General features: G+C 70.3%; 17 protein-coding genes and 1 tRNA gene. 7 read left to right on the forward strand and 11 right to left on the reverse strand.

The genetic code is table 11. The annotated features are described in order from the left end of the window. Positions 1–300: 300 nt before the first annotated feature. Complete coding sequence (locus LOK55_RS07650; RefSeq protein ID WP_229934904.1) at positions 301–501, reverse strand: helix-turn-helix domain-containing protein; 201 nt, start codon at positions 499–501, stop codon at positions 301–303. 178 nt (positions 502–679) lie between these two features. Then, positions 680–751: transfer RNA gene (locus LOK55_RS07655), tRNA-Gln, on the reverse strand. A gap of 550 nt (positions 752–1,301) precedes the next feature. Here LOK55_RS07655 and LOK55_RS07660 point away from each other — a divergent pair. Then, positions 1,302–1,772, forward strand: coding sequence for a hypothetical protein (locus tag LOK55_RS07660; protein ID WP_229934905.1), 471 nt, complete (start codon positions 1,302–1,304; stop codon positions 1,770–1,772). A 56-nt stretch (positions 1,773–1,828) separates the two neighbouring features. Here LOK55_RS07660 and gltX read toward each other — a convergent pair whose 3' ends face one another. Both gltX and LOK55_RS07670 read right to left on the reverse strand, forming a co-directional pair. Next, entirely contained in the window at positions 1,829–3,343 is a 1,515-nt protein-coding gene (gltX, locus tag LOK55_RS07665; protein WP_229934906.1) for a glutamate--tRNA ligase, read from the reverse strand. A 10-nt stretch (positions 3,344–3,353) separates the two neighbouring features. Next, positions 3,354–4,304 carry a LysR family transcriptional regulator gene (locus LOK55_RS07670; protein WP_229934907.1) on the reverse strand — a complete coding sequence of 317 codons (951 nt, stop codon included), beginning with the start codon at positions 4,302–4,304 and terminating at the stop codon, positions 3,354–3,356. Between the two features lie 79 nt (positions 4,305–4,383). On the opposite strand from LOK55_RS07670, the gene LOK55_RS07675 reads away from it, so the two are divergent. Next, a complete protein-coding gene (locus tag LOK55_RS07675) occupies positions 4,384–5,457 on the forward strand; it encodes an aminotransferase class V-fold PLP-dependent enzyme (RefSeq protein WP_229934908.1) in 1,074 nt (357 codons plus the stop codon). 39 nt (positions 5,458–5,496) lie between these two features. Here the strand turns inward: LOK55_RS07675 and LOK55_RS07680 are convergent, their stop codons facing one another. The 5 genes from LOK55_RS07680 to sufB are packed head-to-tail and all read right to left on the reverse strand — an operon-like array spanning position 5,497 to position 9,621. Beyond that, the gene (locus LOK55_RS07680) at positions 5,497–5,826 is read right to left on the reverse strand and encodes a metal-sulfur cluster assembly factor (RefSeq protein WP_141378784.1); all 330 of its coding nucleotides are present in this window, start codon (positions 5,824–5,826) and stop codon (positions 5,497–5,499) included. Positions 5,827–5,835: 9 nt separating this feature from the next. Beyond that, the gene (sufC, locus tag LOK55_RS07685; RefSeq protein ID WP_229934909.1) at positions 5,836–6,606 is read right to left on the reverse strand and encodes a Fe-S cluster assembly ATPase SufC; all 771 of its coding nucleotides are present in this window, start codon (positions 6,604–6,606) and stop codon (positions 5,836–5,838) included. Positions 6,607–6,620: 14 nt separating this feature from the next. After that, positions 6,621–6,950 (reverse strand): non-heme iron oxygenase ferredoxin subunit, encoded by a 330-nt coding sequence (locus tag LOK55_RS07690; RefSeq protein ID WP_141378780.1) that lies wholly within the window; start codon positions 6,948–6,950, stop codon positions 6,621–6,623. After that, positions 6,947–8,203, reverse strand: coding sequence for a Fe-S cluster assembly protein SufD (gene sufD / locus LOK55_RS07695; RefSeq protein ID WP_229934910.1), 1,257 nt, complete (start codon positions 8,201–8,203; stop codon positions 6,947–6,949). Before sufD ends, LOK55_RS07690 begins: the two co-directional genes overlap by 4 nt. Next, a complete protein-coding gene (gene sufB, locus LOK55_RS07700; RefSeq protein WP_141378776.1) occupies positions 8,203–9,621 on the reverse strand; it encodes a Fe-S cluster assembly protein SufB in 1,419 nt (472 codons plus the stop codon). The genes sufD and sufB overlap by 1 nt, the downstream gene beginning before the upstream one ends. Positions 9,622–9,886: 265 nt before the next feature. Between sufB and LOK55_RS07705 the strand changes: the two genes are divergently transcribed. Further along, complete coding sequence (locus LOK55_RS07705) at positions 9,887–10,861, forward strand: heme A synthase (RefSeq protein WP_229934911.1); 975 nt, start codon at positions 9,887–9,889, stop codon at positions 10,859–10,861. Between the two features lie 83 nt (positions 10,862–10,944). Beyond that, positions 10,945–11,385, forward strand: coding sequence for a dinucleotide-utilizing enzyme (locus tag LOK55_RS07710; protein ID WP_229934912.1), 441 nt, complete (start codon positions 10,945–10,947; stop codon positions 11,383–11,385). Positions 11,386–11,487: 102 nt separating this feature from the next. Here the strand turns inward: LOK55_RS07710 and LOK55_RS07715 are convergent, their stop codons facing one another. Both LOK55_RS07715 and LOK55_RS07720 read right to left on the reverse strand, forming a co-directional pair. Next, a complete protein-coding gene (locus LOK55_RS07715; protein ID WP_229934913.1) occupies positions 11,488–12,336 on the reverse strand; it encodes a type IV toxin-antitoxin system AbiEi family antitoxin domain-containing protein in 849 nt (282 codons plus the stop codon). A 256-nt stretch (positions 12,337–12,592) separates the two neighbouring features. Beyond that, entirely contained in the window at positions 12,593–13,519 is a 927-nt protein-coding gene (locus LOK55_RS07720) for a heme o synthase (RefSeq protein WP_229934914.1), read from the reverse strand. A 248-nt stretch (positions 13,520–13,767) separates the two neighbouring features. On the opposite strand from LOK55_RS07720, the gene tkt reads away from it, so the two are divergent. From tkt to LOK55_RS07735, 3 genes are read left to right on the forward strand one after another with little or no spacing between them, the layout of a single operon-like run. Beyond that, the gene (tkt, locus tag LOK55_RS07725) at positions 13,768–15,861 is read left to right on the forward strand and encodes a transketolase (RefSeq protein WP_374107633.1); all 2,094 of its coding nucleotides are present in this window, start codon (positions 13,768–13,770) and stop codon (positions 15,859–15,861) included. Then, on the forward strand, positions 15,858–16,994 hold the full coding sequence (tal, locus tag LOK55_RS07730; protein ID WP_229934915.1) for a transaldolase: 1,137 nt from the start codon (positions 15,858–15,860) through the stop codon (positions 16,992–16,994). Before tkt ends, tal begins: the two co-directional genes overlap by 4 nt. Further along, positions 16,991–18,625, forward strand: coding sequence for a glucose-6-phosphate isomerase (locus LOK55_RS07735; protein WP_229934916.1), 1,635 nt, complete (start codon positions 16,991–16,993; stop codon positions 18,623–18,625). Before tal ends, LOK55_RS07735 begins: the two co-directional genes overlap by 4 nt. The last annotated feature ends 7 nt before the right edge of the window (positions 18,626–18,632 follow it).

Consider the following 18,632-nt stretch of genomic DNA (forward strand, 5'->3'; position numbering starts at 1 on the left):
ATCGGTACTTCTCACTGACCATCGCACGATGGCTCACCCACGTCTACGACGCAGACAACCCTGCCGAATCCTCCACCACTCCAGGGGACGTCATCCCGACGCGGGGAGGTAGGGGTCAATGAGTAGTGGCTCTTCGAGCTTTGCTACCTCGATAAGCGCTCGCGCGTTCGTCACTGGGTCGTCCAGATGACCAACGACCTCAACCACTTCATCGGCTTGCACCGAATCGACGAGCTTCACTTCCCGTTCGCGAGCTGCGTCACCTGCACCTGGCCGACCTCGCCCGCGGCGATCTTCGGCCTAGCCATGACGCTGCTCCCGCGCCCAGGCGAGCACGTCGTCGCGGTCGTACTTGACGTGCCGGCCGAGCTTCAGCCACGGCGGCCCCGACTTCGTGAGCCGCCAGCCTTCGAGCGTGCGCGCGGGCACGCCCAGCAGCACGGCTACCTCAGCCTGGGTCAGGAACGCGGGCTCGACCTCGATGCGTGCATGAGCTTCCATGCCAGACAGGTGCGGAGCGCGTACCCACGCGAACGAGCGGGGCCGAGTGCGTACTTCATCAGCAGAGACGAGGGCGAGACGCGCCTCTCGGGGGTTTCTGGTCACCAGACGCCAAATCGCGCCATTCGACGGAGTGAGGAGGGAGCCGGACTTCCCAGGGAACTCTAGCGATTCGTTGCTGGGGTACCTGGACTCGAACCAAGAACAACTGAACCAGAATCAGCCGTGTTGCCAATTACACCATACCCCAAGGGGGTTCGACCGAAGTCGTACCGAGGGTCTAGCTTAGCCCACGGTCGGGGTGCAGCCAAACCCGCGACGCCCGGGCGTGCCGCCCCGATCCTCCCGGGCCGAGGCATCCGCATGCCGGCGGATCCAACGACTTCATAGCCCACGCTTCGATGCCGATGGGTGGGGTGGTTCTAGCGTGACTGCCGTGCTGATCATGGATGCCTCCCCCGCGCCGCCGCCCGCGGCGCTCGCGACCCCGGCCCGCCGCCGCGGCGGAGCATGGACGTGGGCACTCGTCGCGCTCGCCGCCGTGACGTTCGCGCTCACCGCATGGGGCGTCGGCGAATCGATGTCGGAGTACTACGCCTCGATCGCCCTGTCGATGAGCAGGAGCTGGCCGAACTTCTTCTTCGGCGCGGTCGACCCGGCGGGAACCCTTGCACGGGACAAGATCCCCGGCTCGTTCTGGATCACCACCCTGTCGGCACGGCTGTTCGGCTTCCCCCCTCGGCGATCAGCATCCCCGATGCGCTGGCCGCGACCGCCGCCGCCCTCATCACGGAGTGTTCATGGCCGCCGGCTTCCAGACGTACATGCTCGAGTCGTGGGCGGTGTGGCCCGCCCTCGCCGCCGCGTACCTGTGCACCCGCCGTCCGTGGCTTCGCAAGATCTCGCACCTCGCGCTGGCGGGCGCTGTCAGCCTCGCGCTCTCGCTCGGCTGGATCATCGTGGTGGCGCTGATCCCGACATCCCACCGCTTCTTCATCGGCAGCGTCGGCAGCATCGGCGGCTTCAACGGCGGCGACGCCGCGCCGACGCTCACCGCTTTCGAGAAGCTCGTCGAGGATGGTGCGCTCCGATACGTGCTCGGGTCGGGAAGCACCGGCGCCGCCGGTTCGTCGCGCGGGGGCTGCTTCGGCAGCACAGGAACCGGCAACACTGCGGCAACTCGGACGGATCGAGCAGTGCCGACACCTCCAGCGCCCAGATCCGCACGTGGGTGCTGGCGAACTGCACGGCCGTCGGCGACTCGCCGGTGACGGGCATTTACGAACGCGGCGGGTGACCCGCAGGGCGTCCGCGCCGAGCACGGGCGTCAGCCGATGCGCTGCACCAGGGCATCCAGCCGGCGGATCGTCTCCGCCTTGCCCAGGATCTCCATCGACTCGAACAGCGGCGGCGACACGCGGCGACCGCTGATCGCGACCCGCAGCGGGCCGTAAGCGACGCGGGGCTTCAGACCCAGGTCGTCGATGAGCGCCTTCTGCAGCTCCGACTGCACCGCCGCGGCGGTGAAGCCCTGCTCGGGCACGAGTTCGAGCGCGCCGACCGACGCGACGAGCACCGGCCCGGAGTTCTCCGGCAGGCTCTTCAGCGCGTCGTCGTCGTAGACGACCTCGTCGCGGAAGAGGAAGCCCAGCAGGCCCGGCGCCTCGCCGAGCAGCTGCATGCGCTCCTGCACGAGCGGAGCCGCCGCGTCGAGGATCGTCTGCTGGTCGGCGGTGGGCGGGTTCTCGACGAGGTCCGCCGTCGCCAGGTACGGCACGAGGCGGGCGGCGAAGTCGGATGCCTCGAGCATGCGGATGTGGTCGCCGTTGATCGACTCGGCCTTCTTCTGGTCGAAGCGGGCCGGGTTCGGGTTGACGTCGGCGATGTCGAACGCGGCGATGAACTCGTCGAGCGTGAACACGTCGCGGTCGGGAGCGATCGACCAGCCGAGGAGGGCGAGGTAGTTGAGCAGCCCCTCGTGGATGAAGCCCTTCTCCCGCTGCAGGAAGAGGTCGGCCTGCGGGTCGCGCTTGGAGAGCTTCTTGGTGCCGGTCTCGCCGAGCACCAGCGGCATGTGCCCGAACCGGGGCACGAAGTCGGTCACCCCCGCGCCGATGAGGGCGTCGTAGAGGGCGAGCTGACGCGCCGTCGAGGGCATGAGGTCTTCGCCGCGGATGACGTGGGTGATTCCCATGAGCGCATCGTCGACCGGGTTCGTGAACGTGTAGAGCGCCTGCCCGCCCGCTCGCACGACGACGAAGTCGGGGAACGAGCCGGCGGGGAAGGTCACCTCGCCGCGGATGAGGTCGACGTAGGTGAGGTCGTGGTCGGGCACGCGCAGCCGGTACGCGGGCTCGCGCCCCTCGGCGCGGAAGGCGGCTTTCTGCTCATCGCTGAGCGTCCGGTCGTAGTTGTCATACCCGAGCTGCTTCGCGCGCCCCGCCGCCTCGTTGCGCGCGTCGATCTCCTCGGCGGTCGAGTACGACTCGTACACGGCACCGCTGTCGATGAGCTGCTGCAGGACGCCCGCGTAGATGTCGCGCCGCTGCGACTGCCGGTACGGGGCGTGCGGGCCGCCTTTCTCGACGCCCTCGTCCCAGTCGATCTCGAGCCACGTGAGCGCGTCGACGAGCTGATGGTAGCTCTCCTCGCTGTCGCGCGCGGCGTCGGTGTCTTCGACGCGGAAGATCAGCTTGCCACCGGTGTGCCGCGCGTACGCCCAGTTGTAGAGCGCGGTGCGGATCATGCCGACGTGCGGCAGCCCGGTCGGCGAGGGGCAGAACCGCACGCGCACGTCGGTGCCGCTGGCGGTGGTGGTACGGGGATCGATCGCTGCAGACATCTCCCCCAGTCTAGCCAGCGGCGGCCCGCTCCTTCCGGCTCGTCCCGACGCTCTGCAGCACCGGTCCGAGCACCTCGAGCACCGCGGCGATGGATGGCACGCGCTCCGCGCTCTGCGCCGTCACGAGGTGCAGCCGCCGCGCCTCGGCGACCGGGAGCGGCACCGTCGCGACCCCGGGCAGCAGCGGGAACGACTCGAGCGCCATCCGCGGCAGCGTCGCCACCCCGATCCCCTGCGCGACGAGGCCCTCGACCGCGACGTAGTTGTCGGTCTCGTAGCCGATGCGCGGCGCGAAGCCCGCGCGCTCGCAGAGCTCCAGCAGGTGGCCGCGACAGCGCGGGCATCCGGCGATCCAGGTCTCGTCGGCGAGGTCCGAGACGTCGTCGACCGGCCCGTGCCCCGCCGGCAGCACCAGCATCAGCTCGTCGCGCCCCGCGGCGCGGACGCTGAGGCCGCGCGCGCTCGACCGGTGCGGGTCGTCGCGGTCACCCGGGTAGCTGAACGTGAGCGCGATGTCGGCGCGGTCGTCGCGGATCGCCTCGACCGCTTCGGGCGGCTCCGCTTCCAGGTACGTCAGCGAGAGCCCGGGGTGCGCGGCGGCGAGGGCGGCGATGAGGCGCGGCACGAGCACCGGGGATGCCGAGGGGAAGGCGACCAGGCGCACGACCCCCGTCCGGAGCCCCCGCAGCTGCGCGAGCTCCTCGGCGGCGGCGTCGACGGCGAGGGTCACGGCCGGAGCGTGCCGGGCGAGCACGCGCCCCGCCTCGGTGAGCCGCACGCCGCGCCCGACCCGCTCTACGACCGCCACCTCGACTCGCGCTTCGAGGCGGCGCAGGTGCTGGCTGATCGCCGGCTGGCTGTAGCCGAGCGCCGCCGCCGCGCCGGTGATCGAGCCGGTGTCGGCGATCGCCCGCACGATCTTGAGGCTCAGCACGTCGAGCTCGACCGAGGCATCCGTCATGCACACATAATCTCACGGCATGCGATGCATTCCATACCTGACGTAGACGCATGAGTATGCCCAAGCTGATGCTGGAGGCATGACTCTCACGGCGACCGCGACCGACCGCCTTGCGGCGCTCCGCGCAGAATTCCGGGGAGCGGATGCGGCCGCGGCAACGGGGTACCTCGCCGCCTGCACGGCGGGACTGCCGACGGCGGGCACGCGGCGCGCGATCACGGCCGATCTCGCCGGCCGCCCCGACGTCGCGGGGTACAGCCGGGCCGTCGAGGCATCGCGCTCGCACTTCGCGCGCCTCGTCGGCGTCGCACCCGACCGCGTCGCGATCGGCTCGCAGACCTCGGCGCAGGTCTCGCTGCTCGCCGCCGCGCTGCCGAGCGGCGCGCGGGTGCTCGTGCCCGAAGACGAGTTCTCCTCGCTCGTGCTGCCCTTCGTCCACGCCGGTCGCGGCATCGAGGTGCGCGCCGTCCCGCTGCGCACCCTCGCCGAGGAGATCGCGGCGGACACCGACCTCGTCGCCTTCTCGCTGGTGCAGTCGGGCTCGGGCGAGGTCGCCGACCTCGACGCCATCGGCGCCGCGGCGGCGCGCGTCGGCGCACGCACGGTGTGCGACGCGACGCAGGCTGTCGGATGGATGCCGGTGGATGCCTCGCGCGTCGACGCCCTGCTCTGCCACGCGTACAAGTGGCTGTGCTGCCCGCGCGGCGTCGCCTTCCTCGCGCTCCGTGCCGAATACGCCCGCACCCTCACTCCGCTGCACGCCGGGTGGTACGCCGGCAACGATCCGTGGTCGTCGTGCTACGGCGGTGCGGCCGAGCTCGCCTCCTGCGCGCGGCGCTTCGACGTGTCGCCGGCGTGGCAGGCGTTCGTCGGCGCCGAACCCGCGCTCCGGGCCTTCGCAGACGCCGACCCGGGCGCGTTGCACGCGCACGCGACGGGTCTCGCGGCGCGGTTCCGCGCGCTGATCGGCCTCGCCGAGCCCGCGCGGCCGAGCGCGATCGTCACGTGGCCGGATGCGTCAGGCGCCGACCTCGCGCGCCTCACCGCCGCCGGGCTGATCGCCTCGGGGCGCAACGGCCGCGCGCGCGTCGCGTTCCACGTGTTCAACGACGAGCGCGACGTCGACCTCGCCGCACGCGCACTCGCTCGCTGACCTCGTTCGCGGGCGCGCCGGCTCGCCGACCGGCCGGCGTCAGATCGCGAAGCCGAGGGCGCGCATCATGTCGCGCCCGTCGTCGGTGATGCGCTCGGGGCCCCACGGCGGCATCCACACCCAGTTGATGCGGAACCGGTCGACGACGTCGTCGAGCGCCTGCGCCGTCTGCTCCTCGAGCACGTCGGTGAGCGGGCACCCGGCCGAGGTGAGGGTCATGTGGATGACCAGCGCGTCGTTCTCGTCGTCCCACGACAGGTCGTAGATGAGCCCCAGGTCGACGACGTTGATCCCGAGTTCCGGGTCCATGACGTCTTTGAGCGCCTCGGTGACGTCGTCGTACTTCTCCGGGCTGAGCGTCGCGGTCATACGTCGATCCTAGGCTTCGGTGACATCGCTGGGGTCGAGGTAGCGGTCGTAGCCCTCGTTCTCCAGGCGCTCGGCGAGCTCGGGGCCGCCCTCCTCGGCGACGCGACCCTTGACGAGCACGTGCACGAAGTCGGGCTTGATGTAGCGGAGGATGCGCGTGTAGTGCGTGATGAGCAGCACACCGAGGTCGGTGGCGGCCTTCGCGCGGTTGACACCCTCGGAGACGATCTTCAGCGCGTCGACGTCGAGGCCCGAGTCGGTCTCGTCGAGCACCGCGATCGCGGGCTTGAGGAGCTCAAGCTGGAGGATCTCGTGGCGCTTCTTCTCGCCGCCCGAGAAGCCTTCGTTGACGTTGCGCGAGGCGAACTTCGGGTCCATCCGAAGGTCCTTCATGGCCGCCTTGACGTCCTTCGTCCACGCGCGGATCGCGGGCGCCTCGCCGTCGATCGCGGTCTTGGCGGTGCGGAGGAAGTTCGTGACGGTGACGCCCGGGATCTCGACCGGGTACTGCATCGCGAGGAAGAGGCCCGCGCGGGCGCGCTCGTCGACCGACATCGCGAGGACGTCTTCGCCGTCGAGGGTGATCGTGCCCTGCGTCACCGTGTACTTGGGGTGCCCGGCGATCGTGTAGGCGAGCGTCGACTTGCCCGAACCGTTCGGGCCCATGATCGCGTGGGTCTCGCCGGTGCGGACCGTCAGGTCGACGCCGTTGAGGATGGGGGTGGTCCCCTCGTCGGTCTCGACCGTCACGTGCAGGTCGCGGATCTCGAGAACAGCCATGTCAGATTCCTTCGTCAGTTCACATCTTTGGTGACGGCGGGGTCGATGAGGATGTCGTCCCCGTCGATCGTCACTTCGTATACGGGCACCGGCTCGTAGGCCGGGAGGTTCAGGGGGCGGCCGGTGCGCAGCGAGAACGCCGAGCCGTGCGCCCAGCACTCCAGGGTCTCCCCCTCGACGAAGCCGTCGGAGAGCGAGACGTCGCCGTGCGTGCAGGTGTCGCCGATCGCGTGCACCTCGCCGTTCGAGTCGAGCACGACGGCGATGGGCACGCCGTCGACGACGACGCGCACCGCGGTGTCCTGCTCGAGGTCGCTGAGGTTCAGCACCTTCTGCGCGGTCATGCGGATGCCTCGGCGGAGACCGATGCCGTGAGCGCGAGTTCCGCCTCGATGGCTTCGATGAGCTCGCTCTGCAGGTCGTCGATGCCGATCTTCTGCACGATCTCGGCGAGGAAGCCGAGGACGACGAGGCGACGCGCCTCGTCCTCGGCGATGCCGCGCGCCTGCAGGTAGAACAGCTGCTCGTCGTCGAAGCGTCCGGTGGCGCTCGCGTGTCCGGCGCCGACGATGTCGCCGGTCTCGATCTCGAGGTTCGGGATCGAGTCGGCGCGTGCGCCCTCGGTGAGCACCAGGTTGCGGTTCGCCTCGTACGAGTCGGTGCCCGTGGCATCCGGCCCGATCAGCACGTCGCCGATCCACACGGTGCGCGCACCGGCGCCCTGCAGGGCGGCCTTGTAGAGCACGTCGCCGGTGGTGTGCGGACCCTTGTGGTGCAGGTACACCTGGCTCTCCAGGTGCTGCCCCGAGTCGGAGAAGGCGAGGCCGTAGAGCTTGCCGTCGGCACCCGCGCCGGAGAGCTCGACCGACGGGTTCACGCGCACGAGACCGCCGCCGAGGCTGACGACGACGTGGGTGAGCGCGGCGTCGCGGTCGACGCGGGCCTGGTGGGATGCCAGGTGCACGGCGTCGTCGTCCCAGCGCTGCACCGACACGAGCGTGAGGGCGGCGCCGTCGCGGACGATGATCTCGACGTTCTGCGCCTGCTGGGCGGTGCCCTCGTGGCGGAGGATCACGGTGCCGCGCGAGTGCGGCTGCGCCTCGATGACGACGTGGGCGTGTGCGACGCCGCCGCGGCCGGTGAGGCGCACCACGATCGGATCGTCGAGCTCGACGCCCTGCGGGATGCGGATGAGCGGCGCCTCGGCCTCCTGGTGCCAGGCGATCGCGCTCGGCAGGTCTTCGGGGCGGAACACCTCGCCGCGCGGCGCCTCGCCGACGGCGAGACGGCCCTGCTCGACGGCGTCCGGCGCCGACACCTCGACGCCGATGACGTCGTGCGGGGCGGGCTCGTCGCGCAGCAGCTCGGCGATCGCCTTCAGCGGCGTGTGCTTCCAGTTGACCTCGGTGCCGACGGGCGTGCCGAAGTCGGCCGGGTCGAACGACGTGGGCCGCTCGGAGCGGGTCTGCACCGGCACGAACTCGTTGCTGTCGGGGATGCCGGGCTGGCGGACGCCGGTCAGGCGCGCGGCAGGGTCGAGGTGACCCTCCGTCCGCTCCTGGCCCGAGGAGGCGGGGGTCTGAGTCGCTGTCGTCATCAGCCGACGGATCCTTCCATGCCCATCTCGATGAGCTTGTTCAGTTCGAGGGCGTACTCCATGGGCAGCTCCCGGGCGATCGGCTCGATGAAGCCGCGCACGATCATGGCCATCGCCTCGTCTTCGGGCATGCCGCGGCTCATGAGGTAGAACAGCTGCTCCTCGCTGACCTTCGAGACCGTCGCCTCGTGGCCGAGCTGCACGTCGTCGACGCGGATGTCGATCGCGGGATACGTGTCGGAGCGCGACTTCGTGTCGACCAGCAGCGCGTCGCAGCGCACGGTGTTCGCCGAGTGGTGCGCATTGGCATCCACCCGCACCTCACCGCGGTAGCCCGCGCGTCCGCCGCCGCGGGCGATCGACTTCGAGACGATCGACGACTGCGTGTACGGCGCCATGTGGATCATCTTCGCGCCGGCATCCTGGTGCTGGCCGGGGCCGGCGAAGGCGACCGACAGCGTCTCGCCCTTGGCATGCTCGCCCATCAGGTAGATCGAGGGGTACTTCATCGTCACCTTGGAGCCGATGTTGCCGTCGATCCACTCCATCGTCGCGCCCTCGTGGGCGACGGCGCGCTTGGTGACGAGGTTGTACACGTTGTTCGACCAGTTCTGGATCGTCGTGTAGCGCACGCGCGCGTTCTTCTTGACGATGATCTCGACGACCGCCGAGTGCAGCGAGTCGGACTTGTAGATCGGGGCCGTGCAGCCTTCGATGTAGTGCACGTACGAGCCCTCGTCGGCGATGATCAGCGTCCGCTCGAACTGGCCCATGTTCTCCGTGTTGATGCGGAAGTAGGCCTGGAGCGGGATCTCCACGTGCACGCCCGGCGGCACGTAGACGAACGAGCCGCCCGACCAGACCGCGGTGTTGAGGGCCGCGAACTTGTTGTCGCCGGCGGGGATGACCGTGCCGAAGTACTCCTCGAAGAACTCGGGGTGCTCGCGCAGCGCGGTGTCGGTGTCCATGAAGATGACGCCCTGACGCTCGAGCTCTTCGTTGATCTGGTGGTAGACGACCTCGGACTCGTACTGCGCCGCGACACCGGCGACCAGGCGCGCACGCTCGGCCTCGGGGATGCCGAGCTTCTCGTACGTGTTGCGGATGTCCTCGGGGAGGTCCTCCCACGACTGCGCCTGCTTCTCGGTGGAGCGGACGAAGTACTTGATGTTGTCGAAGTCGATCTCCGACAGGTCGGCGCCCCACGTGGGCATCGGCTTGCGGCCGAAGAGCTGGTGGCCCTTCAGGCGCGTCTTGAGCATCCACTCCGGTTCGGCCTTCAGGGCCGAGATGTCGCGCACGACGGCCTCGGAAAGGCCTCGCTTGGCACTGGCACCCGCGGCATCCGCGTCGTGCCAGCCGAACTCGTAGACGCCGAGCCCTTCGAGCTCGGGTCGGTCGATGAGCACATCCGACATGGCATTGCCTCCTTCGCGCCCGGCGGTGTCATCCGCTCCGACATTCCCACGACCCGCCGTGCTCACGGTGGAGGGTCGTCGGCGAGGGGTGGGATGCCGCTGTCAGGCCGTCTGCGTCTTTCTCGGACGCACAGTTCGCGCGCCTAGACTGGGAGTGGGTCGGGCACGCATCGCGTCGCCGTTCCCACCATTCGAGTCTACAGGCAACGCTCCCCCTCGGGCGTGGCCGGCGCCTTCCCGAGGCGCATCCCAGGAGGCGACAGCCATGTCCGATCCGTCCGCTGCGACCGCGGCGCCCGCACGACCGACGCTCGTCTCGGCGCTGCTGCCCGACCACATCACCCGGTACACCCGGGTGCTGGCGTGGCTGCTGCTGATCAGCAACATCGTCATCGTCGGCACCGGCGGCCTCGTGCGGCTCACCGGTTCGGGCATGGGATGCGAGACCTGGCCGTACTGCACGTCCGAGTCGCTCGTGCCGACGCCCGAGCTCGGCGTGCACGGCCTGATCGAGTTCGGCAACCGCACCCTCACCGGCGTGCTGGTGGTCGTGGCGCTCTTCGCCTTCCTCTCGGTGGTGCGGCTGTGGTCCACGCGCCCGGAGCTTCCCCGCCTGACCCTCGCCGTCGGTATCGGCATCATCCTGCAGGCCGTCGTCGGCGGCGTCACGGTGTGGCTGCACCTGCACCCGGCGATCGTCGGGCTGCACTACCTGATCTCCGCCGCGCTCGTCGCGATCGCCACCGCCTACGTCGTGCGGGTCTACGCCGAACCCGGGCCGCGCCGTCTCGCCGTGCCGCGCCGCCACGCGACACTCGTGCACGTGACGAGCGTCGTCGTGCTGATCACGGTCATCATCGGCATCCTGCTCACCGGATCGGGCCCGCACGCGGGCGACGATGCGGCGGCGCGCAACGGGCTCGACCCGATCTTCTGGCAGCACGTGCACAGCTGGCCGGCGTACCTGCTGTTCGCCCTGACGATCGTCGTGTTCGCCGTGTCGTTCCGCATGCCGCAGACGCTGCGCCTACCGCTGTGGACCGGACTGCTGCTGGCGGTCGAGGTCGTGCAGATCATCGTGGGACTGTGGCAGGCGCGCACCGGACTGCCGATCGTCCTGGTGAACATCCACATGGTGCTGGCGGTGACGCTCGTCTCCGCGATGACCGCGGTGCTGATGCATCTGAAGGCCCCGCGCGCCGTGCTGACTTTCGCCGACGGATCCACAGCGGGATCATAGGTGGTGCATCGCTCGCACTCGGGCGGTTCGCAGATAGTCGAACAGCCGTCGCGTGTGCGTCGGCACGACAGAAGGAGTCCCGCATGTCCACCACCCGCCTCAGCCGCAGCATCCCGTTCTGGGTGCTCGTAGGCGGCTCCGTCGTCGCGATCGCCGGCGGCGCCTACCTGCTCATCTCGAAGCTGACCACGATGGCGTCGACACTCACCGACGGGACGGCGACCGGCGTCGAGGTCTACGCCGGTCAGATCTGGGCCGTCCTCGGCGCGATCCTCATCGGCGCCGGCCTCGTGGGTCTCGCTCTCGCTCTCGTGCTCGGCGCGCTCAACTCGGCCGTCGCACCCGCCGCGGACGCTGTCGTCGTCGAGCCGTCGGAAGAGGACGTCGTCGAGGTCGCCGCTCCCGTCACCGCCTCGGAGCCGGTCGTCTCTTCGGAGCCTGTCGTGGCATCCGAGCCCGTCGTGGCCTCCGAGCCGGTCGTCGAGACCGACGCCACGCCGAACACGGACGCACCGCGCGCCTGACGCCCGCTCCCTCCGCAACCGCGGAGATCTGCACACCTGCGGATGCCTCGCCGGCACCGATCCGCAGGAGTGCCGATCTCCGCGGTTCTGCGTGTGCCCGGCCTACGCGAGGTGCAGGCGCTGCGCGAGCGCGCGCATGATCGCGCTCTGCACAGCGGGCCAGTCGCCGACGATCTGCGCGTACGTGAAGCGCAGCACGTGGTATCCGCGGAGCATCAGCTCCGCGTCGTGGGCGAGGTCCTCCGCGCGCTGCGCCCCGACGTGATGCCCTCCGTCCGCCTGCACCACGAGCCGCTCGCCGATGAGGAAGTCGGCCCGGTGCCCGGTGAGCCAGATCTGATGCAGGATCCGCACGCGCAGCCAGCGCAGCCGCACCCGGAAGAGCGTCTCGATCCCGGAATCGGTGAACTCCTCCACCGCCGCCAGCACCGCGCGCCCCGCCGGACCGAGCGGCAGCCGCGCCAGCTCGGCCTTCGTCACGAGGCCCTGGCGCACGGCCGAATCCCACACCGTGAGTGCCGCCTCGTGCGGCTGGCAGGATGCCACGGCGACGAGCGCGTTCTCCACCGGATCGGCCAACGCATCGGTGTGACGCGGGACGACCGGCCGCGCCCAGTGGACCGTGACCGCCTCCGGCGCCGGTCCGCCGCGATGCGGATCGGCGGCGACGTGGCACCGGTCCTCTGCCAGCACCCACAGGCCGAGACGCCGGGCCGCCGTCACGCAGGTGAGCACGACGGCGTCCCGCGCCGCGGCGACCAGTTCGGGGTCGGCGCCGGGGAGCGCGACCCATCCTCGCCGCACGCGCACGAGCATCCCCGCATCGAGCGCGCCGGCGATGCGGGAGCGCGAATGGCCCGCGCGGATCAGCATCACGGTGCGCGCGACGCCCTGGCGGGCCCGCACGGCCTCGGTCAGCGCGCGCAGTCGGGGGTGTGTGGCGACGTCCATCCCGTCATCGTTGCGAGGGGGGTCGCCTGAAAACGCCGGAGCGACGCGAATGTGGACAACTCGCGCGACGTTCGCCCCTGGGGAGGAGGCGACGCCCCCTCCACTCGTGCCCCGCCCCGCCGGCGCCACCGCGGACATCGGCACAACAGCGGATGCCTCGCGCCCAGGCATCCGCGATTCGGCAGATCTCCGCAATTGCGCGAGCCGCGCGGCTCGCGAGATCTCCGCAGCTACGCAGGCGCAGCGCGCCAGCGGGTCAGAACGGGAGCAGCGGGTCGACGGCGATCGCGAGGAACAGCAGCGTCAGGTACGTGATCGAGGCGTGGAAGACGCGCATCGGCTTGATCTGCTCGCCGCGCACGGCACGGTTGTAGAGCACGTGCGACTCGTAGACGAACCAGCCGCCGAACACGAGCGCCGACACGGTGTAGACGAGTCCCATGCCCGCGACCGGGATGAGCAGCAGCGAGCAGGCGACCGTCGCCCACGCGTACAGGATGACCTGCAGACCGACCTGGATGCCGTCGCGCGTCGCGCCGAGCATCGGCACATCGGCCTCGGCGTAATCGCCCTTGTACTTCATCGACAGCGGCCAGTAGTGCGGCGGCGTCCAGAGGAACACGAGCAGGAACAGGATGAACGGGGTCCAGGTGAGCGACCCGGTCACGGCCGACCAGCCGATCAGCACGGGGAAGCATCCCGCGATGCCGCCCCACACGATGTTCTGCTCGGTGCGGCGCTTCAGGATCATCGTGTAAATCACGACGTAGAAGAAGATCGCCACCACGCTGAGCGTCGCCGCGAGCCAGTTGGTCGTCGCGAGCAGCCAGACGGTGGACGCCCCGGCCAGCACCCAGGCGAACACGAGACCCGCACGCGGGGAGATCTCACCCGTCACGAGCGGGCGGTTCTCGGTGCGGTGCATGTGCGCGTCGATGTCACGGTCGAGGTACATGTTGAACGCGGCGGCGGAGCCGGCGCTCATCGCCCCACCGATCGTCGTCGCGATCACGAGCCACAGGTCGGGCATGCCGCCCTGCGCGAGGATCATCACCGGCACGGTCGTCACCAGCAGCAGCTCGAGCACGCGAGGCTTGGTGAGGGTGACGTAGGCGGCGACGGTGTGACGCAGATCGCGCCCGGTGGTGGCGCGTTCACCGCTCTGGGTCGTCGTGATGTCCATCTCCCCCGCCGCTGTCTGGAAAGTCCCCGTCAGTCTACGTCATGGCTGCGGACGGCCGACGGCCGGCGGGGGCATCCGCCCACCATCCCCCACGCGTCGAGACGCTGCCGATCGGCGTCATGCATCGCCCCGACGGCATACCGCTTCGATATGCTGGAGGCACATACGCGCGCCCGATTCGCCGATCCCCTCCCCCTTCTCTTCGAGGCAACCGACCGGCGTGGGCGCTCTTGCAGAAAGGCGACCGCGTGGCCGAGCTGAACACCGTCCTGGACTGGGAAGACATCGATCGGCGCGCGGTGGACACCGCCCGCGTGCTGGCCGCCGATGCCGTGGAGAAGGTCGGCAACGGCCACCCCGGCACGGCGATGAGCCTGGCGCCGGCGGCGTACCTGCTGTATCAGCGCGTGCTGCGTCACGACCCGTCCGATACCCACTGGCTGGGCCGTGACCGGTTCATCCTCTCGGCGGGGCACTCGTCGCTCACCCAATACGTGCAGCTGTACCTCGGCGGCTTCGGTCTCGAGCTCAGCGACCTCCAGGCCCTCCGCACCTGGGGCTCGCTCACTCCGGGGCACCCCGAGTACGGCCACACGAAGGGCGTCGAGATCACGACCGGCCCGCTGGGTCAGGGCCTCTCCTCCGCCGTCGGCTTCGCGTACGCGGCGCGCTACGAGCGCGGGCTGTTCGACCCCGAGGCCGCTGCCGGCACGAGCCCGTTCGACCACTTCGTCTACGTGATCGCCAGTGACGGCGACCTGCAGGAGGGCGTCACCGCCGAGGCATCCAGCCTCGCCGGCCACCAGAAGCTCGGCAACCTCATCGCGATCTACGACTCGAACCAGATCTCGATCGAAGACGACACGAACGTCGCGTTCACCGAAGACGTCGCCAAGCGCTACGAGGCGTACGGCTGGCAGGTGCAGACCGTCGACTGGAAGAAGACCGGCGAGTACGTCGAAGACGTGGCCGAGCTGTACGCGGCGATCGAGGCCGCGAAGGGCGAGACGTCGAAGCCGTCGATGATCATCCTGAAGACGATCATCGGCTGGCCGAGCCCCGGCAAGCAGAACTCCGGCAAGATCCACGGGTCCGCGCTCGGCGCCGACGAGCTGGCCGCGACGAAGAAGGTGCTCGGCTTCGACCCGGAGCAGAGCTTCGTCGTCGCCGACGACGTGATCGCGCACACCCGCGAGCTGCAGGATCGCGCCGCCGAGGCGCGCGCCGCCTGGCAGAAGGACTTCGACGCGTGGGCCGCGGCGAACCCGGAGCGGAAGGCCCTCCTCGACCGGCTCGAGGCCGGCGAGCTCCCCGCAGACCTCGAAGCGCCCACGTTCGCAGCGGGCAAGGACGTCTCCACGCGCGCCGCGTCGGGCCAGGTCATCAACGCCCTCGCCGCGCAGCTCCCGGAGCTGTGGGGCGGGTCGGCGGACCTCGCCGAGTCGAACCTGACGACGATCAAGGATGCCAAGAGCTTCATCCCCGCCGAGTGGTCGACCCACGAGTGGTCGGGCGACCCGTACGGTCGCGTGCTGCACTTCGGCATCCGCGAGCACGCCATGGGCGCGATCGTCAACGGCATCAAGCTGCACGGACCGACCCGTCCGTTCGGCGGCACGTTCCTGATCTTCAGCGACTACATGCGCCCCCCGGTGCGCCTCGCCGCGCTCATGGACATCCCGTCGATCTTCGTCTGGACGCACGACTCGGTCGCGCTCGGCGAGGACGGCCCGACCCACCAGCCGGTCGAGCATCTGTCGACGCTGCGGCTCATCCCGAACTTCACCGTGGTGCGCCCCGCCGACGCGAACGAGACCTCCGCCGCGTGGCTCGAGATCGTCCGCCGCACCTCGGGCGGCCCGGTCGGCATCGCCCTCACCCGGCAGAACGTGCCGGTGTTCCCCCGCGGCATCGACGGGTTCGCGACGACCGACGGCGTCGCGAAGGGCGCCTACGTGCTGGTGGATGCCGAGAACGGCACCCCCGACGTGATCCTCATCGCGACCGGCTCCGAGGTGCAACTCGCCGTGCAGGCGCGCGAGACCCTCGCCGCCGAGGGCATCGCCGCGCGCGTCGTGTCGGCGCCCTCGCTGGAGTGGTTCGCCGAGCAGGATGCGGCGTACCGCGAGAGCGTGCTCCCCGCCGCCGTCACGGCGCGCGTGTCGGTCGAGGCCGGCTCCACCCCGCTGTGGCGCGGCATCGTCGGCGACACCGGCCGCTCGGTCGGCATCGACCACTTCGGCGCCTCCGCCGACTACAAGACCCTGTTCGAGAAGTTCGGCATCACCGCCGATGCGGTCGTCGAAGCGGCGCGCGCAACCGTCAAGGAGAACAACGCATGAGCACCCCCACCGAAGATCTGTCCGCCGCCGGCGTCAGCATCTGGCTCGACGACCTGTCGCGCTCGCGCATCGACTCCGGCAACCTCGCCGAGCTGATCTCGACCCGGAATGTCACCGGTGTCACCACGAACCCGTCGATCTTCCAGGCGGCGATCGGCAACCAGAACGACGACTCGTACGACGCGCCGCTCGCGGCCCTCGCGTCCGCCGGCGCCGACGTCGACACCGCGATCTTCGAGATCACCACGACCGATGTGCGCGACGCCGCCGACATCTTCCGCCCCGTCTACGACGCCACCGGCGGGCTCGACGGGCGCGTGTCGATCGAGGTCTCCCCCGACCTGGCGCACGACACCGAGGGCACCTCGGCCGAGGCGAAGAAGCTGTGGGCGAAGGTCGACCGCCCGAACGCGCTGATCAAGATCCCCGCGACCAAGGCGGGACTCCCCGCGATCACCGCGACGCTCGCCGAGGGCATCTCGGTCAACGTCACCCTGATCTTCTCGCTGGAGCGCTACGGCGAGGTCATCGACGCGTACCTCGCCGGTCTCGAGCAGGCGAAGAAGAACGGGCACGACCTGTCGGCCATCCACTCGGTCGCCTCGTTCTTCGTCTCGCGCGTGGACACCGAGGTCGACAAGCGGCTGTCGCTCTACCGCAGTGAAGAGGCCGAGGCGCTGAAGGGCAAGGCGGGGCTCGCGAACGCCCGCCTCGCGTACCAGCTGTTCGAGAAGCGTTTCGCCACCCCGCGCGCACAGGAGCTCGTCGCCGCCGGCGGCAACGTGCAGCGGCCGCTCTGGGCATCCACCGGCGTCAAGGACCCGGCCCTCCCCGACACGCTGTACGTGACCGAGCTCGTCGCCCCCGGCACCGTCAACACGATGCCCGAGAAGACCCTCGAGGCCACGTTCGACCACGGCGTCATCACCGGCGACACGATCACCGATCACTACGAAGACGCGCAGCTCGTGTTCGCCCAGCTCGCGCAGCTCGGCGTCGACATCGCCGACGTCACTCAGGTGCTCGAGGACGAGGGCGTCGAGAAGTTCATCGCCTCGTGGCACGACCTGCAGAAGACCGTCGCCACGGCGCTGGAGAGCGCACCGGAGAACGCCGCGGAGAACGCGCAGTGAGCTTCGAGATCCATGTCTCCGGCCACGTCAAGGACGTGGTCGACCAGACGCTGCCGGGGCTCGTCGACTCGCTCATCGCGAGCGGCATCACCGCCGGCGACCCCGACCTGTGGGGACCCGAGGCGGCCCCCGAGGCCGCACGTCGGCTCGGTTGGGTCGAGGCCGTCTCGGTCTCGCGCCCGCTCCTCCCCGAGATCGAGGCGCTCCGCGCGGAGCTGAGCGAGCGTGGCATCACCCGCGTGGTGCTCGCCGGCATGGGGGGCTCGTCGCTCGCGCCCGAGGTGATCACGGCGACCGCGAACCTGCCGCTGGTGATTCTCGACTCCACCGCCCCCGGTCAGGTGCTCGCCGCGATCGACGGCGACGCCGAGCAGGGCGGCCTGGCCGAGACGGTGCTGGTCGTCTCGTCGAAGTCCGGCTCGACGATCGAGACCGATTCGGCCCGTCGCGCGTTCGAGGCGGCGTGGACCGACCTCGGCATCGACCCCGCCGCGCACATCGTCGTGGTCACCGACCCGGGATCGCCGCTCGACGTCTCGGCGCGCGAGGCGGGCTACCGCGTCTTCAACGCCGACCCGAACGTCGGCGGCCGCTACTCGGCCCTGACCGCGTTCGGTCTCGTGCCGGCCGGGCTCGCGGGCGTCGACGTCTCGGAGATCCTCGACGAGGCCGACGCGACCCTGCTCGAGGTGTCGATCGACGACGCGCGCAACCCCGCGCTCATCCTCGCGGCCGCGATCGCCGGCACCGCCGACGGCGAGCCGCGCCGCGACAAGCTCGGTCTCATCACCGACGGCACGCACATCGTGGGCCTCCCCGACTGGATCGAGCAGCTCGTCGCCGAGTCGACGGGCAAGAACGGCACAGGCATCCTGCCCGTCGTGCTGCAGCCGCTCTCCCCCGAGGCCGACCCCGACTTCACACCGACCGACATGCAGCTGGTGCGTCTCGTCGACGACGCGGTGCACTTCCAGCTGATCGAGCAGCATCCGAGTGAGGTGCTCGTCAGCGGATCGCTGGGCGCGCAGTTCATCGTCTGGGAGTACGCGACGGCGATCGCCGGGCAGATCCTCGGCATCAACCCCTTCGACCAGCCCGACGTCGAATCCGCCAAGGAGGCGGCGCGCGGGCTCCTCGACGCGCGCCCCGAGGTGGGCGCCGCGGCGTTCCGCGCGGGCGGCATCGAGGTGCGCGTCTCCGACATCGCCCTCGTCGAGGGAGCGAGCCTCGAATCTGTGCTGGATGCCTTGTGGGCCCGCCTCTCGCCGACCGGGTACGTCTCGATCCAGGCCTACGTCGACCGCGTCGCCGTGCCGCAGCTCGCGGGCCTGCGCGAACTGGTCGCCGCCGACAGCCGTCGCCCGACGACCTTCGGCTGGGGGCCGCGCTTCCTGCACTCGACCGGCCAGTACCACAAGGGCGGTCCCGCGGAGGGCGTGTTCCTGCAGATCCTCGGGCCGAGCGACGTCGACCTCGAGATCCCCGGCCGGCCCTTCACGTTCGGCCAGCTCATCACCGCGCAGGCCGCCGGTGACGCCGCCGTGCTCGTCGCGCACGGGCGCCCCGTCGTGACCCTCACCCTCTCCGACCCGCAGGCCGACGTGCTCGCGCTGTTCGAAGCAGCCCAGTAGGAGTTCC

Origin of the sequence: Microbacterium sp. F2E, assembly GCF_020905435.1 — a bacterium.
Classification (GTDB): domain Bacteria; phylum Actinomycetota; class Actinomycetes; order Actinomycetales; family Microbacteriaceae; genus Microbacterium; species Microbacterium lacticum.